This is a genomic window from Cyclobacterium sediminis (assembly GCF_054781075.1).
Genome location: NZ_BAAGVC010000042.1, coordinates 124,882 through 141,438 on the forward strand (window position 1 = coordinate 124,882; position 16,557 = coordinate 141,438).

A 16,557-nucleotide genomic window follows, 5' to 3' on the forward strand; every position below is an offset into this window, starting at 1 on the left:
GATATGGAAATCAATGAGAAATCGTTTACCGAAATTGCCAAAGAGGGAGCTAAAGCCGCAGGCCTGGAAATTCTAAAAATATATAATAGTGCCCATTTAGAAGTTGAATATAAGGCAGATGATTCACCACTTACCAAAGCAGATTTGGCAGCCCATAAAGTTATTTGTGATTTTCTATCCAAAACTAATTTACCGATTCTCTCAGAAGAAGGGGAAAATATTGCTTATAAGGAAAGGAAGCAGTGGGATTATTTTTGGTTGATAGACCCCTTGGATGGTACCAAAGAATTTGTAAAAAGGAACGGTGAGTTTACTGTAAACATAGCCCTTATTCATAAAGGAATACCAATTATTGGGGTGGTTTACGCTCCCGTGTTGGATTGGTTGTTTTGGGGAAATAGTCAGGGAGGATGGAAAATTACCGGAATGAAATCAGCGGTAGCCCTTCAAAAGAAGAAGGGTGGTTTGGTAGAAACGATTGTGGCTTCTAGGTCTCATTTAAGCCATGAAACACAGGGTATTATAGATCAATATCCAGATGCAGATGTGGTCAGTATGGGGTCGTCTTTGAAGTTTATGCTTTTAGCTGAAGGGAAGGCCCAACTATACCCCAGATTTGCACCCACTATGGAATGGGATACTGCTGCGGCCCATGGGATATTAAAAGCCTTGGGCTATGAAATAAAAAAAGTAGATATTGACGAACCTCTTGTATACAATAAGGAAAATCTATTGAACCCTTGGTTTATAGCTTCTTGATCAAACCCAAACATAGAAGGAATTAAAAGGCATTGAGACCTACTCTTTAATATTCAATGTGCATCTATTTCAAATTCCTTCTATTAGTTTACTTTTTATGGATCTTATAATCATTAAATAGGCTCACAGAAGCGGAGGAAGCCTACACAAGATCGGCTTTTCTTGCTTATTAATTCCGAAAATTTTTTTGGCCTTAGTTCATAGTTTTTCTCAAAATGATCATTGAAATGATAAATTATGGGTTTTTGCTTTCAATCATAATGGTTTATAATTCAGTTTTTACCTCCTAAAATGGCTTTTCGTATATGTGAATTTAAGCCTTCCATTTTTTTCTTTTTTTTAAGAATAATTACTGTAATTAGTAATATATTTGTCTGCAGTTGCGGTTTATATTCCTTAACTTGATAAAAGCATCAATTGGAAAATATCACGTGAGATATTGGTTACTACCTAATGATTACCATGTTTGAATTGCACTTCAATCTTGGCGATTAAAAAGTTAAAACTGAAATATTTTAAACCCATATCCAATTTGCAGGTTCTTATGTTTTTTCAATCTGCTTTTATCGTTTTATTATTTTAACGATAGTAATTCTTATTTTGAATACTCGATAATAACCTAAGTTTCCAATTTAAACTAAATCGGTCAAAGCGCTGATGAATGGTATTGCGTAAATAGCGATGCCATGCTATAGGCCTGAATTGTGAAACGCTGCTAAATTATTTAAGCCTTAATGCTATTGCCAAATTGATTGAAGTTTTAAGGTAAATTAAAAACCAAACCGAAGGTTAAGTGATTAATGTTTAATATTTAGTATTTTTGTTTAATTTTTAATCAATGGAGTAATAGGGTAAGGTGAGGTTTACCCTTATTTTATAAAATGTTTTAAACTATAAGAAATGAAGATCCAAAGTATTTGTTGTATTGGTGCTGGTTATGTTGGAGGTCCAACTATGGCTGTGATTGCAAAAAAATGTCCTGATATTAAAGTTACTGTTGTCGATCTCAATGAGGCTAGAATTGCAGCTTGGAATGACGAAGACGTTTCCAAGATTCCTGTTTATGAGCCGGGGCTTTCAGAAGTAGTAGCTGAAGCCAGAGGTAGAAATTTATTTTTTTCAACCGATGTAGACAAAGCGATTGACGAAGCAGAAATGATTTTTATTTCTGTTAATACACCTACCAAGACCTACGGAGAAGGTAAAGGACAGGCTGCTGATTTGAAATGGATAGAGCTTTGTGCAAGGCAAATTGCAAGAGTGGCCAAAGGTGATAAAATTGTTGTCGAAAAATCTACGCTTCCTGTTAGGACGGCAAGTACACTTAAAGACATATTAAAACACACTGGGAATGGCATGAATTTCCAGATTCTTTCCAATCCAGAGTTTTTAGCAGAGGGAACGGCAGTTGAAGATCTGATGGCACCTGATAGAGTATTGATTGGTGGAGACCAAACAGAAGAAGGATTAAAAGCAATTGATGCCTTGGTAAACGTTTATGCCAGATGGGTGCCTAGAGAGCGAATACTTACTACCAATGTGTGGTCTTCTGAATTATCAAAATTGACTGCAAATGCATTTTTAGCACAACGAGTATCTTCTATCAATTCTCTTTCAGAACTTTGTGAACATACCGAAGCTGATGTAAATGAGGTTTCCAGGGCTATAGGAACTGACTCTAGGATTGGACCTAAATTTCTTAAAGCATCTGTAGGTTTTGGAGGCTCATGTTTCCAAAAAGATATTCTTAATCTGGTTTATATTTCGCGCTCATATGGACTAAATGAAGTTGCAGATTACTGGGAACAAGTGATCATTATGAATGATTACCAGAAAAAACGTTTCTCCAAAAAGATCATTAAAAATTTATACAATACAGTAAGTGGGAAGAAAATAGCGTTTTTGGGTTGGGCATTTAAGAAGGATACCAATGATACCCGTGAATCTGCCGCCATTTACGTTGCAGATCATTTATTAAATGAGCAATCCAATGTTTCTGTTTACGATCCTAAAGTAACAGAACAACAAATATATACTGACTTAGATTATTTGGGAAGTAGAACCCCTGAAGAAAACAAAGAATCGCTCAAAGTGGTAAATGACCCTTATGAAGTTTGTAAAGGGGCACATGCTGTGGCCGTACTTACTGAATGGGATGAGTTTAAAACTTATGACTGGCAAAAAATTTATGACAATATGTTAAAGCCAGCACATGTTTTTGATGGACGTAATATTATGGATACGAAGGCTCTCAGAGACATTGGTTTTAAAGTACACGCTATCGGTACAGCTGATGATAATTAATTAAGTCTATTTTAATTTTAGCTTTTATTCGCTAAAGTAAAGTTAAAATCTACAGGAGAGAAAATAAAAAAGGTGAACGTTCATTCGTTCACCTTTTTTTTCATTAATAAACAAAAAGTAATTTGATTGATTAAAAGCCTTTGTCAATTCTAAGTTGAGGGGACTCCGCTTAAAACTTCCAACGATTAAGGACCACTTATGTATTTCAAATGAAGTTGTGTCCTAAGCTTAATGACTGGTCCCATTAAGGAGTTCTCATCAGGTCAAAGGATAACCATTGAATTAATCAAAGATTATTAATCTTTTACATCATCTTTCACTTCGTCCATTATTTTTTCCAAAGCTTTAACATCTAGTTTTTCATCTTTGGCAAAAAATGAAGCTAAATTCGCAAAAGATCCGCTGAAATAACCTGTTAACAAATTTTTAATAGTAAAGCTACGGTACTCATCTTTGGAAACAATAGGGTAGTATTCATGAGATTTGCCATAAGCTTTGTGCTTAACAAAGCCTTTTCTTTCCAAAATACGTATGATTGTTGAAACAGTGTTATACGCTGGTTTTGGAGCTGTCATTTTTTCCAAGACATCTTTGACAAAGCCTTTCTCAATGTCCCATAGGATTTGCATAATTTGCTCTTCTGCTCGTGTTAGTTCTCTCATATCTGTTTTAAAGTAGGTGATTTTGGATCAACTTAACCATTTAGTTTTATAAATGCAATTTTTTTTATAAAAACATAACATTTTTTATGCTTTAAGGTTAAATTTTAACCTGATCTATACATTTAAGCCAACAAACCAATTGAATTTTTTGAACTCTCTTTGATTTGTTGTTGGTAACTAACTATTTTTTTAGCATTGTTTATTCATTCTTATTTTGTTTTGATTTATTAAAATAAAAGCCCTTCAGAATGAAGAGAAATTGCTTCATTCTGAAGGGCTTTTATAGGTAGGTGTATCTATTACTTTAAGAGATCAATTGGAGGGTTTTAATTTTATAATTCCTGTGGCATGCAGCAGTTTAACAATTGGATAGGTGGGATCAAATTCATACCATTTGACTGCAAAATTTACCCTTTTAGGTAGTCTATGGTGGTTGTTTTGGAATAGCTCACCTAACATCAAAAAGTCCAAAATCAATGAATTTTTTGATTTGTCATTGTTATCAAAATTAGCATATCCGTATTTATGACCACTCCAATTGACTATGGCACCATGTACCGGTCCCATCATAAAGTGAATAGGTAAAAGAAAATACATCCACCAGTGGGTTCCTGCTAGTTCAAAAACACTAATGCTAAGAACATATATCAATACATATACTAAAACCCAGCCGATTCTGATTCCCATGGTATCTGCAAATTTGTCAAATCTATTCCAGTCTGGAACGTCTTTAATAAACCTTTCTTCAGGCTTGGCTCTAAAAGTGAAATGTTCATTGTAAATCTTTTTTGTCTTCCACATCATGGTAAAAAGGTTTTCTGTATGGTGTGGACTATGGGGGTCTAATGGCGTATCGCTATAGGCATGATGCATCCTGTGTAGGATAGCATATGCTCTAGGAGAAAGGTAAGAACTGCCTTGGCAAACCCATGTGAAAATGTAAAAAAATTTCTCCCAATATTTGTTCATGACAAACATTTGATGTGCTGCATACCTGTGCAGGAAAAAGCTTTGGCAAAATAGAGAGAAATACCAGTGTAATAGAAAGATAATTATTAGAATCACTTTTGATAAAATTTGATATACCCTACAAAATTAAATCCTTTCTTTGTTAAATAAGCAATCCGTACCTTATTTTTTATAAAAGGTGATTTTATTCATATTATCTGCTTGGAATATACCTTTTTTTTTGCCCAACGGGCCTTCTTTTTAATTACCGAAAAGATTGTTATACATTTAAGGACTCAATGAATAAACCCAGCCAAAATACCAAATATTATTCCCATAAATTGGATTTGCAGTCTAAGCGAAATGACTTGCCGATAATTGATGATGCCAGGCTTTGGCAAGAATTTAAGGAGGGAAGCGAAGGGGCATTTATCAAGATTTACAATGATAATTTTGAAATCTTGTTAAACTATGGCTTTCAATTCTCAAAAAATCAAGAGCTTATTGAGGATTGTATTCAAGATGTATTTATATATCTAAGGCAAAAAAGAAAATCTTTGGGCCCCACAGATTGCATACGCTTCTATCTAATGAAATGTATGAAGCGAAAACTTATTGAAGATGTTAAAACTTCAAAAAAACCTTTTTTAATGGCCCACCATGATGGATTTCAGATCACATTTTCCCACGAGGATATCCTCATCGATCAACAGATTCAGCAAGAAAATTCTGAAAAATTAAATAAAGCCCTGAGCCTTCTTCCGGGTAAACAAAGAGAAGCTATTTATTATTTCTATTTTCAAAATTTAAACTATTCCCAGATTAGTGATTTGTTGGGTTTTGATCATGTGAAGTCAGCCCGAAATCTGGTGTACAAGGGCCTTTCAGCCTTGAAATCTGCTATGTAGTAATTCTCCTGGCTCAAATTCTTGAGATCTGATAATGTCCATTTTTAACTTTCAAAAAAAATATTTTAATTTTTTGTCAAAAAGCTGATGTCATTTTGACCTTTTTTCCCTTATGGTGATGAAGGATAAAAAAAATGGACAAAAAGGATGACATAACGCTACTTTTGCTTACTAACCCCGAATTTGTAAAGTGGATTAAGGAGCCCAATGAAGAGTTGGATATCTATTGGAACAATTGGATGCAGGCCCATCCCGGGAAAGTGGTGGAAGTGAAAAAGGCCAGGGAAATAGTGCTTGGTCTTAAAACACAGCCCCATAGTGTTTCTAAGGAAGGTAAATCTAGGGTGCTACAAAATATTTTAGCACATGAACAAGCCAATGAAATTGATATTCAAGTTCATCAAAACCCCCATTCCTGGCTGTCCATAAAGCAATGGTATAAAGTTGCCGTAATTTTAATTTTGACAAGCTTTACCGGCTATCTACTTAGTCAATTGGAGCCAAAAGAGCGACAAGAAGTGGAAGCATCGGTAAAAAAGCCTGTAATGCTTACCAAAACCACTCATTTTGGAGAGAAGCTTAATTTTAAACTTCCAGATGGATCTAGTGTCTGGCTGAATTCAGGTAGTCAATTGATTTTTCCTGTAACATTTGATTCCCTAGAAAGGAAAGTTTTTTTATCAGGTGAGGGGTATTTTGAGGTGAAAAAAGATTCTTCAAGTGTTTTTAAGGTGGTATCAGGGAATATTGAAACTATAGCTTTGGGGACCTCATTTAATATTAATTTTTTTGACCCCAATGAAGTTTTTGTTTCCCTGCTTACAGGAAAGGTCGAAATTCAGTCTGAATCTGCTAACAATAGTTATTTACTGGATCCCGGAGAACAGCTGCAATATAGACAGGCCGAAAATCATTTTAACATTTCTGAGTTTTCTGACGCCGCTGCAATAGGTTGGAAAGAAGGTTTACTTGTTTTCGAAAATGCAGCATTTGATAAGGTGGTTGCCGTACTCGAAAGATGGTATGGAGTGGAAATTCAGGTCACCGGAAAACCCCAAAAGCCATGGGCTTTGAGTGGAAAGTATTTCAATCAAACCCTTGATTTGGTGTTAAACAGAATGTCTTTCATAGAGAATTTCAAATATGAAATAAATGGAAAAAAAATTCACTTAAAATTTTAACAATATGATGCATGATAAATAAGATTAAAAACTGAGGTATAAAACCCCTCCATTGGATAGTTTCTTTTAATTGTCTAAAGTCAATAACTGAAAAAATAAACCTAAAAACTATGAAATTTAAACTGCATAAGACAATCTACTTATTGTCCCGTTACTTCTTGTATGGATTCACTCTTCAGCTACTTCTCTTTAATTTTGTTTTGGCCCTTAGCGTAAAGGATCAATACCAATCAATAGATGAAGTAAAAGTGAGTATAAATGAAAGAGAAATGACCTTAGGTCGTTTTCTGCAAAAGGTTGAAAAGCAAACTCCTTTCACTTTTTCATTCGATAAAAAGGATGTAAATGAAAATATCTCTCTAGTGCTTTCCAAAGGCAATGCTAGCGTAGAATCAATACTAAAAGAAGTTGCCTCTCAGACTACTTTAGGCTTTCGCCAAGTTAATGATCAAATTGATATAAGGCTTGTAAAAACTGAACCTGCACCTGTAGCTGCTGAAGTAGATAGAACGATAAAAGGTGTAATTAAAGATGAAGAAGGACAGCCTTTACCAGGAGCTACAATTTCTGTTCAAGGCACCACCACAGGAACTGTCTCTGATTTAGATGGTAGCTATTCCTTAACAGTCCCTGATGGCGCTGTTTTGGTATTTTCTTATATAGGATATGAGGCCCAGACGATTTCGATTGGCAATCAATCGGTAATAGATGTGACCATGGAAATGGATGCATCTTCTTTGGAAGAGGTGATCGTGGTAGGCTATGGAACCCAAAAGAGGAGTGACCTTACGGGAGCAGTGTCTTCCGTAAAAGCTGAAGAATTAACCGCCTATCCGGCTATTGATGCTGTGCAAGCGCTCCAAGGTAGGGCAGCCGGCGTTCAGATTCAATCCAATAATGGTGCTCCAGGAGCAAGCATGAAAGTAAGGGTTAGAGGTGGAACTTCTATCAACGCGAGTAGTGATCCAATCTTCGTTGTGGATGGATTTATCGGAGCAGCCATGCCACCACCTGAAGATATAGCCTCTATGGAGGTCTTGAAAGATGCATCTGCTACTGCAATATATGGATCAAGGGGAGCTAATGGTGTAATCATGGTAACCACAAAAAGAGGAAAGTCAGGAGCAGCAAAGATTGATTTCAATACCTCTTACAGTATGCAAAATGAAATTAATCGACTTGATTTATTGAACGCTTCTCAATTCAATGACTATATATCTGATGCACGACCTAATATTCAGCCTGCCGGTGGAGATACCGATTGGCAAGATCAGATTTTCAGAACCGGTGGTATCCAAAATTACCAACTATCTATATCCGGAGGAACAGACAATGTAAACTATTATGTTTCAGGGTCTTATTTTGATCAAAAAGGAGTGATCATTAATTCTGACTTTAATAGGTTCAGCATTACCAGTAATTTAGATATTCAAGCTACTGAAAGACTCAAAATTGGATTAAATCTATTCGCAAGGAGAAGTAGCAGCGATGGTGTTAGGACCCAAGAAAATTCAGGAGGATTAACTCCAGGAGTGGTTGCTTCTGCTTTTAAATTCGAGCCTGATCAACCAATTTATAATGAAGATGGGTCTTTTACTGTTGCCAGACTTAACGATCCGCATGACAACCCTTATGCAGTGGCCACTCAATTGCAAAATGAAAATGTTAATGACCGGTTTCAAGGGAATTTCTTTGCTGAATACGACATAATCGAAGGACTGAAATTTAAAACTACCTTCGGCGCTACTGCAAATTCCTCCAGAACTGGTACCTACGCACCTACCACCGTTACGGAAGGAAGAAATGTTGGTGGAGATGCATCTATTAATGCGTTCAGAAACACCTTGGTATTGAATGAGAATTACCTTACCTATTCAAAGACTTTTGCAAATGACCATACCTTTTCAGCGATGGGGGGATACTCTTTCCAGTCTTCAGAAAGCGAAAGCTATGGGGCAAGAGGTACTTCATTTATTACAGATGCCTTTTCATTCTGGAACCTAGGATCTTCGGCTGTTTGGCAGGCACCTAACTCCTCCTTGACAGATTGGCAAATTTCTTCATATTATGGGCGATTAAATTATTCATTAGCAGACAAGTTCTTGTTTACTTTTAATGCAAGATATGATGGCTCATCCACATTTTCTAAAAATAATAAATGGGCATTTTTCCCATCAGGAGCAATTGCTTGGAATATGAAAAATGAAGAATTTCTTCAAACATCTGATTTAATAAGTTTTTGGAAATGGAGAGGTAGTTATGGGATTACAGGAAACCAGGCCATCTCACCTTACCAAACCTTAGCTAGATTCTCACCGGTATTTTCAATTATCGACGGGGTACCTGTAAATGCTGTTAGACCTACCACCGTGGCCAACGATAATTTAACTTGGGAAACTACCGCACAACTAAATATAGGTACAGACATTGGTTTTTGGGACGATAGGGTTACATTATCGGCTGAGTACTACCGAATGGTAACCTCTGATTTGCTGTTTGCCGTCCAATTGCCTCAATATTCAGGCTATACCACCCAATTAAGAAATATTGGCCAAGTTGAGAATAAAGGTGTAGAACTTACCATAGGATCTAGAAATTTAGTAGGCGCTTTTCAGTGGGATATGGATATAAACTTTTCTAGAAACCGTAACACTGTGCTTTCTTTACCCGAAGGAACTGATATTCAGTATGGATCAGGCCCAGGGCATATGGTAGGCTTAGGTACCACTCAACTATTAAAAGAAGGCAATTCTGTAGGTAGCTTTTATGGTTGGGTCTATGATGGAGTATACCAAGAAGGTGATGAATTTCTTCCCGGAGGTGGATTTGAGCAAGAAGCCGGAGGAGAGAAATTCAGGGATTTAAATGACGATGGGGTACTTAACAGTGATGACAGACAAATAATTGGTAATCCTCACCCTGACTTCTTTTGGGGATGGAACCATGATTTCAGATACAAAAACTTTGATCTGAATGTGTTCTTCCAAGGATCGGTAGGGAATGATATTCTTAGCTATACCTTGATGGAACTCAACTTAATGTCCGGAATCAACAATGCTACGACAGAAGCATTGGACAGATGGACGCCTACAAATACTCAGACAGATGTGCCTAGGGCATTTAACGGCAGGACCAGAAGGGTATCGACGAGGTGGATTTTTGATGGAACTTACACAAGGTTAAAAAACCTTTCTTTGGGGTATAATTTCCCTTCAACTGTTGTAGACCGTTTGGGCCTTTCCAAACTTAGACTTTATGTTAGTGCACAGAACATATTAACATTTACTTCTTATGAAGGGTATGATCCAGAGGTTAATTACCGTTCTAATGGAGCCACGGATGGCAACCGAAATCTGGGGCTTGATTATGGTAGTTATCCAAATGCAAAGAGTTATACTATAGGTCTGAATGTAGGATTTTAAGCAACCAAAAAAGAAATAACCATGAAAACGAATATATATAAATCTTTGGTATTGGCCGCTACCTGCTTGTTTGCAGGCTGCGCAGACTTGGAAGAAAAGCCTGTAGGCTTATTGGCACCTGAGAGTTTATTTAACTCTGAAAAAGATGTGGAAACAGCAATTTTTGGAGCCTATGGGTGGATTGCAAGTGAAAGACTGTATGGAAGACAGTTTGTTACTTCCATCATGTTAAGAGGGGATATGGTGGATATTGGAGATAGAGGAACCCCGGCTGAAAGGCAACAAGTCAATGACTTTAATATGGATGATAACAATGGTATGGTTAGGGCTTATTGGCCATATTGGTACCAGGTTGTCAGTGCAGCCAATGCTGCCATTGCAGGAGCAGAAAGCCTTGAATTGGATGAAAATGTAAGTAATCAATTAATTGCAGAAGCTAGGTTTGTTAGAGCTTTCAGTTATTACCATTTGGTTCGGGTGTTTGGAGATATTCCTTATATTGATTTTTTTATTACAGACCCTGAGGCAGTAAAAGATATTTCCAAAACCTCTGCAACAGATGTATACCAAGGTATCTTGGCAGATTTTGCATTCGCCAAAGAACATCTGCCGGATAATCAACCCAATAATGTGAGGTCGAGACCTACCAAAGGTACAGCTGCTGCTTACTTGGCCTCAGTCAATCTTACATTAGGGGATTACCAAAAAGCCTATGACGAGGCCAAATGGGTAATTGATAACAAAGACAGGTTTGGTTATGAGTTGGAGGCAGATTATCAAAACTTGTACCGAGCTGAAATGGCAGATAACATTAAAGAACCGATTTTCTCGGTTGATTTTCTAGGTCAACAAAATGGTGGTGGTGGAGCCAATGATGATATCATGCCGCCAATGACGGGAATTAGAGGTGCAGATAATTTGGGATGGAGTGTTTGTGTGCCTTCCATGGCTGTTTACAATACTTGGGATGATAGAGACTACAGAAAGTCTGTAAGTTTTGAGGATGAAGCCCTAGTAGGTGGAGTGATGGTTCCATTTACTGAATTTCAAAATACCCAAAGACCTCATATTGCTAAATACAGAAGGTTTCCGGGTAACAGTAATTCGGACGGGAGATATTCAGACAATAATTACTCAGCCATGCGTTATGCAGAAGTTTTGTTGATCGCTGCTGAAGCTGCTACTGAAGTTAATAATGGACCTACTGCAGAAGCCGTATCTCTAGTAAATGAGATAAGAGAGCGGGCGAGAAATGCAGCAGGACAAATGAATAGTTTTCCGGAAGATGTACAGTCTGGAATGGATAAAGATGCATTCATTGATTTAATCCTTGAAGAAAGAAGAATTGAACTTTCTTTCGAGTATAAAAGATGGTATGATATTAAGAGAAGGCAATTGGGTGATGAAGTATTTAAAGGTGCAAATAGCCTAGAACCTCACGATAACTTTGATGCTTCAAAGGATTATTTGATGCCGCTACCAAGGATTGAGCTGGATGTAAATCCGAACCTGGCCCCTCAAAACCCAGGTTACTAATTGTTATTTCATAAAAAAGGTGGTAGGATTTCCTACCACCTTTTTTAACTTTTATTGCCTTTCAATTTTTTTGTCTGCTCCTGAATCAAAAATTGATCTACTTTTCGTAATAGTATACCAATTTAGCCGGTTATTATACATGTTAATAAACCGGAAATTCTTGCTGTAAACCAGAGAACCCATCAATCATTTGCCAATTGGACTTGAAAGGCTTTGTACGGCTAGTAGTACCTAGACTACCATAGAGCAGATAAGAAATAGCTGCGGATAGTCTTTCATCCTCCTGGTTTCCCCAATTAACGGAAGGGTCATCAGCAGCCAAAATATCTGCAGGAAACCCATCATAATACGCTGCTTGCCCAGTAGCATTTGCAATCGCAAATGTGATAGGGACTAATTCTACATTGTTTTGATCCAATACATTATTAAAGGATGACAGTGGGAATGACCCTACAGGTTTCCCATAGGTTTGTTCACCCACTAAGGTAACTTCCATATAGGGTTTCAAGCAGTTTATTAACAATTCACTGGAAGAGGCAGAACCCCTTGAAGTAATGACTACCAATTTATCCAAAGTCAGGTTATTGGTTCGTTCAAAGTTATAGGAATCGTTAAGACTTTCTTTGACAGGATTAAAATCATTGGTATACATTAATTTACCATTAGCAGCTGCAGGTACCAATGCATTCATTATTTGTTCTGCCACATCTACGGACCCTCCACCATTGTACCTTAAATCAATAATTAATTCATTGATACTCCCTTCTTCAAAGTACTTTAAAGTTTCTTCAACTTCCACACTTCTTGTAGGGCTTAAGTTAGGAGTTGCTTTGAAACTATTGTAAACCCAGTACCCTATTTTTTTATCCCTTTGTTCGATAATTTCCTTATGGAGGACTGAATTTGCCTGGTAATTATCTTTAATGCTGGTTCTAGTAGTGGTACTTCCATCAGGTAGTTTGAAAGTAAAAGAATTGGATATGCCAGCTCTGTTTTCGCCTAAATCAAAGTTATAACCACCATTAGTTTTATAAGAAGAAATTGGTTGCCCATTGATTTCTAAAATCTGCCAACCCCTCTTCCAGCCATCTTGCCCTGCAGGTGATTCCTTATAAACAAAAGAAATAAACAATTCATTGGAGGCATTTAAACCAAATCCAACCCCATGTCCGGCATTTTGACCCGTAAATGCTTTTTCAAAATCATCTTTTGTAGTGAGGTAAGACCACCTGTCGTATTGCAAGTACATAAGGTTATACAATAGCTCCTCATTGCTACCATAACTGTCAATATTTACTACCGTAGGCAATTGATCATTCCAGTAGTACCATTCTTGCATTGTTTCTAAGATTGCATTTTTTACAAGGTTAGGGTCTTGGGGAGCTTCTTCGACGTTTTTATTACAAGATGAAACGAAAATTGAAGCCGTCAAGACGGCATAATAAAGAATAAACTTGGCTCTAAGCATTGTTAAATCATCGTTAGTCTGTATCGTAATTAACGAAAACAAGTGAAAAATAGATGTGCAAATCGTATTTCTTGAGCCCTGAATTTACTCATTCTCAAATAGATTTAATTTTTTTTACAGAAAATTTAATGAGAATTAACAAACCAGATAGCCCTTTATTTAGTTAAACAATTAAGAATAAATAATGGGTAAAATGACAGAAAAAATAAAGAATAGCCAAACGGAAAAAAATAAAATAATTGATGGGTATATCTCTCATATTTTGGAAACCGGGAGTGAGCCGGTTTCTGTTTTCAAGTTCACCAAGGACATGAAAATGAAAGAGACCGTGTTTTATGAGTATTTTTCTTCTTTTGGTGCGGTAAAGAAAGCGGTTTGGGAATTGATTTTTGACAATACTATTCAAGCCTTAGAAAGTCAGGAGGTTTACCAATCATATACATCCAGAGAAAAGCTCTTGGGCTTTTTATTTACCTGGATTGAAGAATTGAAAAACAGAAGATCCTACTTGCTAGCAGTGTATGGAAATGTGTCAATAAAAAATCAAAGTTACCCTTCAGAATTAAAAGGCTTTAAATCAAAGTTTAAAGATTTTGCAAGTGGTATAGTCAATGAAGGGAAAGAAACAGAGGAAATTGCAGAGCGGCCATATTTAACAGATAAATACCACGAGGCCATTTGGCTTCAGGTAATGTTTGTTTTTAGGTTTTGGTTGAAAGATGATTCGCCGGCTTTTGAAAAAACAGATGCTGCCATAGAAAAATCTGTGAATTTAGCCTTTGACCTGATGGGTAGGTCTGCCATTGATAGTTTCGTAGATTTTGCAAAATTCCTTTTTCAATCCAAATAGCCATGACAAACAAATTAAATGAGCAACAAAGTATACCTGTCTCCAAAGTGCAAAGAGCTGCAAAGTTTATTAGTACCGGGGCTAAGGTAGGGGGGAATTATATGAAGCATTATGCAAAAAAAGTGGTCAATCCTGCAATGACCAAAGATGAGCTTCATAAAAACAATGCCTCAGATATTTATGATTCACTAAGTGAACTGAAAGGGAGTGCCTTAAAAGTGGCTCAAATGATGGCAATGGATAAGAATATGTTACCGGGTGCTTATCAGGATAAATTCACAATGGCACAATACAGTGCCCCACCTCTGTCTTATCCATTGGTGGTAAAGACTTTTAATCAATATTTTAAGAAAGGGCCTGAAAACCTTTTTGATACCTTCACCACTTCAGCAGCCAATGCCGCTTCCATAGGTCAGGTGCACAAAGCTACCAAAGGAGATAAGGTTTTTGCAGTGAAAATACAGTATCCGGGTGTAGGGTCAAGTGTGAAATCAGACTTAAAGCTAGTCAAGCCATTTGCACTTCGTTTATTGAACATGAATGAAAGGGAGTTGGATAATTATATGGAAGAGGTTGAAGAAAAGTTACTTGAAGAAACCGATTACCAGCTGGAAGTCATAAGAAGTAAGGAAATATCGGAAGCCTGTAGTCACATTAAAGGGCTAAATTTCCCGAAGTACTATGAAGAAATGAGTAGTGCCCGTGTGATCACCATGGACTGGATGGAAGGCAAACATCTAAAGGAATGGCTAGCAACGAATCCCAGTCAGGAGGCCAGAAACAAAGTAGGCCAAACCATGTGGGACTTTTATGACCATCAAGTTCATCAGCTAAAACAAGTGCATGCAGATCCACATCCCGGCAATTTTATTATACAGAAAGGGAATAAATTGGCTGTTATTGATTTTGGATGTGTGAAAGTGATTCCTGAAGAGTTTTATTCCGGTTATTTTTCTCTAATAAAGAAAGACCTTTTGATCAAAGAGGAAGAACTGGATCAAATTTTCTATGACCTTGAGTTTATTTCTGAAAGGGATTCTGCCGAGGAAAAAGTTTATTTTAAAAACACCTTTAAAGAGATGATTTCCCTTCTGGGGAAACCGTTTCATGTGGATACCTTTGATTTCGCTGATGACAACTACTTTCAAATGATTTTTGCTCTAGGAGATAAAATCTCAAATGACAAGATGTTTAGGAAATCCAAACAAGCCAGAGGTTCTAGACATGGTTTATACATCAATAGAACTTATTTTGGACTGTATAATTTACTTAACCAAATTCAAGCAAATATTAAAACAACCAAGCCGGATTGGATTAAAAGCTGACTTTCAAAAATTAATTCAATTCTTTTAACATGGCAGTGGCTAACTTATAGGGCAGCAATGGATCGTCAGCCTGATTGGTGGTTCCCGTAAAGAATATTTGAAATTCCGGAGCATATAGACTAAAAGCTCCGGAAGTATGTCCGCTACACCCAATGAACTCAGGATCTTTTGAAGCCAATGGTAGAATTCGAGCTCTTTGGTAGCGTGATATTCCAATTCCTTGGCTGACGCCTTGCTTTACAGGTAACCAGTCCATGATATCGTCCAATTCGGAAACTGGGAAAAGATGTCCGTGAAAAAATGCCTTCAGGAAAGTAAGGCTGTCTCTAGCTGTACTTACAATACCTCCTGCCCCTCCTAGTGAACGCATTGCAAGGGGTAGATTCAAAGGTCTGTTTTTATAAGAAAATAGAGAAGGAGTTCTATCATTGGCGTCCTTATAAACATAGGTTTGGTTCATTGATAGCCTTGAAAAGTGAAAATCATTCAGGGCCTTTTCTAAAGATTCACCGGTAATCTTCTCAATGACCTTCCCTAGAAGGATATCATTGGTGGCAGAATAATGACTTTTTGAAGATTTTCCGGGTTTAAAAATTCCTTTCTGACCCTTGCTTTTGTTCAAGATATCTATTAACTCCAAAGATAGGTCTTCTCCAGAATAAAGGTGGGATTTTATGGACTGTACATTTTTTGAAGAATCATTCAGAAAATCCGGAATACCGGACCTATGGGTCAGTAATTGAGAAATGGTAACTTCATGTGTATAATCCTTTCCTCTTAGCTTGATTAATCCTGCGAATTCTTTTTCTGGAAGAATGTCTGTGATGGATTGATCAAGTGTCAGTAAGCCTCTTATCTTTAGTTTTATAATTATAGCCAGTAGGTGGATATTTCCGAGTTCTGTGATGAAATAGGGCTGATCCAATGAAATATCCTTTGTGGAATCAGACCATAAAATGGGTTCCGTGCTTTCCTTAAAAATACTAAGAACAAGTCCTGTTAACTTTTTCTTGGTAGAAAACTGATCAAACGCTTTATGCCAGGCAGTAAAAATGGTGGATTTCCTGTCGGTAGAAAACATAAATTGATGTTTAGGATTAAAAGGGAAAGATACTAAAATAAACCTTATAATGGCAAATTCATTGTGAAGGTTAGCAAACAATTAAAGGTAGAGTAACAACAGAGTGATATTAT

At 36.9% G+C, this 16,557-nt stretch carries 12 protein-coding genes; 8 read left to right on the top strand and 4 right to left on the bottom strand.

The window, feature by feature from the left end; translation table 11 throughout:
• Positions 1-3: 3 nt before the first annotated feature.
• On the top strand, positions 4-759 hold the full coding sequence (cysQ, locus tag ACYVHJ_RS20490) for a 3'(2'),5'-bisphosphate nucleotidase CysQ (protein ID WP_339904453.1): 756 nt from the start codon (positions 4-6) through the stop codon (positions 757-759).
• 900 nt (positions 760-1,659) lie between these two features.
• Entirely contained in the window at positions 1,660-3,063 is a 1,404-nt protein-coding gene (locus ACYVHJ_RS20495) for a UDP-glucose 6-dehydrogenase (protein WP_339904451.1), read from the top strand.
• 296 nt (positions 3,064-3,359) lie between these two features.
• Here ACYVHJ_RS20495 and ACYVHJ_RS20500 read toward each other — a convergent pair whose 3' ends face one another.
• Both ACYVHJ_RS20500 and ACYVHJ_RS20505 read right to left on the bottom strand, forming a co-directional pair.
• A complete protein-coding gene (locus ACYVHJ_RS20500; RefSeq protein WP_014023052.1) occupies positions 3,360-3,725 on the bottom strand; it encodes a BlaI/MecI/CopY family transcriptional regulator in 366 nt (121 codons plus the stop codon).
• Positions 3,726-4,037: 312 nt separating this feature from the next.
• Complete coding sequence (locus ACYVHJ_RS20505) at positions 4,038-4,790, bottom strand: acyl-CoA desaturase (protein ID WP_460518648.1); 753 nt, start codon at positions 4,788-4,790, stop codon at positions 4,038-4,040.
• Positions 4,791-4,972: 182 nt separating this feature from the next.
• Between ACYVHJ_RS20505 and ACYVHJ_RS20510 the strand changes: the two genes are divergently transcribed.
• The 4 genes from ACYVHJ_RS20510 to ACYVHJ_RS20525 all read left to right on the top strand — a co-directional run bounded on the left by ACYVHJ_RS20510 (position 4,973) and on the right by ACYVHJ_RS20525 (position 11,720).
• Complete coding sequence (locus tag ACYVHJ_RS20510) at positions 4,973-5,581, top strand: RNA polymerase sigma factor (RefSeq protein ID WP_460518651.1); 609 nt, start codon at positions 4,973-4,975, stop codon at positions 5,579-5,581.
• Between the two features lie 134 nt (positions 5,582-5,715).
• Complete coding sequence (locus ACYVHJ_RS20515) at positions 5,716-6,762, top strand: FecR family protein (protein WP_460518654.1); 1,047 nt, start codon at positions 5,716-5,718, stop codon at positions 6,760-6,762.
• Positions 6,763-6,872: 110 nt separating this feature from the next.
• The gene (locus ACYVHJ_RS20520; protein ID WP_460518657.1) at positions 6,873-10,184 is read left to right on the top strand and encodes a SusC/RagA family TonB-linked outer membrane protein; all 3,312 of its coding nucleotides are present in this window, start codon (positions 6,873-6,875) and stop codon (positions 10,182-10,184) included.
• Positions 10,185-10,205: 21 nt separating this feature from the next.
• Positions 10,206-11,720 carry a RagB/SusD family nutrient uptake outer membrane protein gene (locus ACYVHJ_RS20525; RefSeq protein ID WP_460518660.1) on the top strand — a complete coding sequence of 505 codons (1,515 nt, stop codon included), beginning with the start codon at positions 10,206-10,208 and terminating at the stop codon, positions 11,718-11,720.
• 142 nt (positions 11,721-11,862) lie between these two features.
• On the opposite strand, the gene ACYVHJ_RS20530 is transcribed toward ACYVHJ_RS20525, so the two are convergent.
• Complete coding sequence (locus ACYVHJ_RS20530) at positions 11,863-13,188, bottom strand: S41 family peptidase (protein WP_460518663.1); 1,326 nt, start codon at positions 13,186-13,188, stop codon at positions 11,863-11,865.
• 193 nt (positions 13,189-13,381) lie between these two features.
• Between ACYVHJ_RS20530 and ACYVHJ_RS20535 the strand changes: the two genes are divergently transcribed.
• Both ACYVHJ_RS20535 and ACYVHJ_RS20540 read left to right on the top strand, forming a co-directional pair.
• Positions 13,382-14,038, top strand: coding sequence for a TetR/AcrR family transcriptional regulator (locus ACYVHJ_RS20535; protein ID WP_460518666.1), 657 nt, complete (start codon positions 13,382-13,384; stop codon positions 14,036-14,038).
• Between the two features lie 2 nt (positions 14,039-14,040).
• Positions 14,041-15,363, top strand: a complete 1,323-nt coding sequence (locus ACYVHJ_RS20540; RefSeq protein WP_460518669.1) for an ABC1 kinase family protein — start codon at positions 14,041-14,043, stop codon at positions 15,361-15,363.
• A gap of 10 nt (positions 15,364-15,373) precedes the next feature.
• Here the strand turns inward: ACYVHJ_RS20540 and ACYVHJ_RS20545 are convergent, their stop codons facing one another.
• Complete coding sequence (locus tag ACYVHJ_RS20545; RefSeq protein WP_460518672.1) at positions 15,374-16,444, bottom strand: serine hydrolase domain-containing protein; 1,071 nt, start codon at positions 16,442-16,444, stop codon at positions 15,374-15,376.
• Between the last annotated feature and the right edge of the window lie 113 nt (positions 16,445-16,557).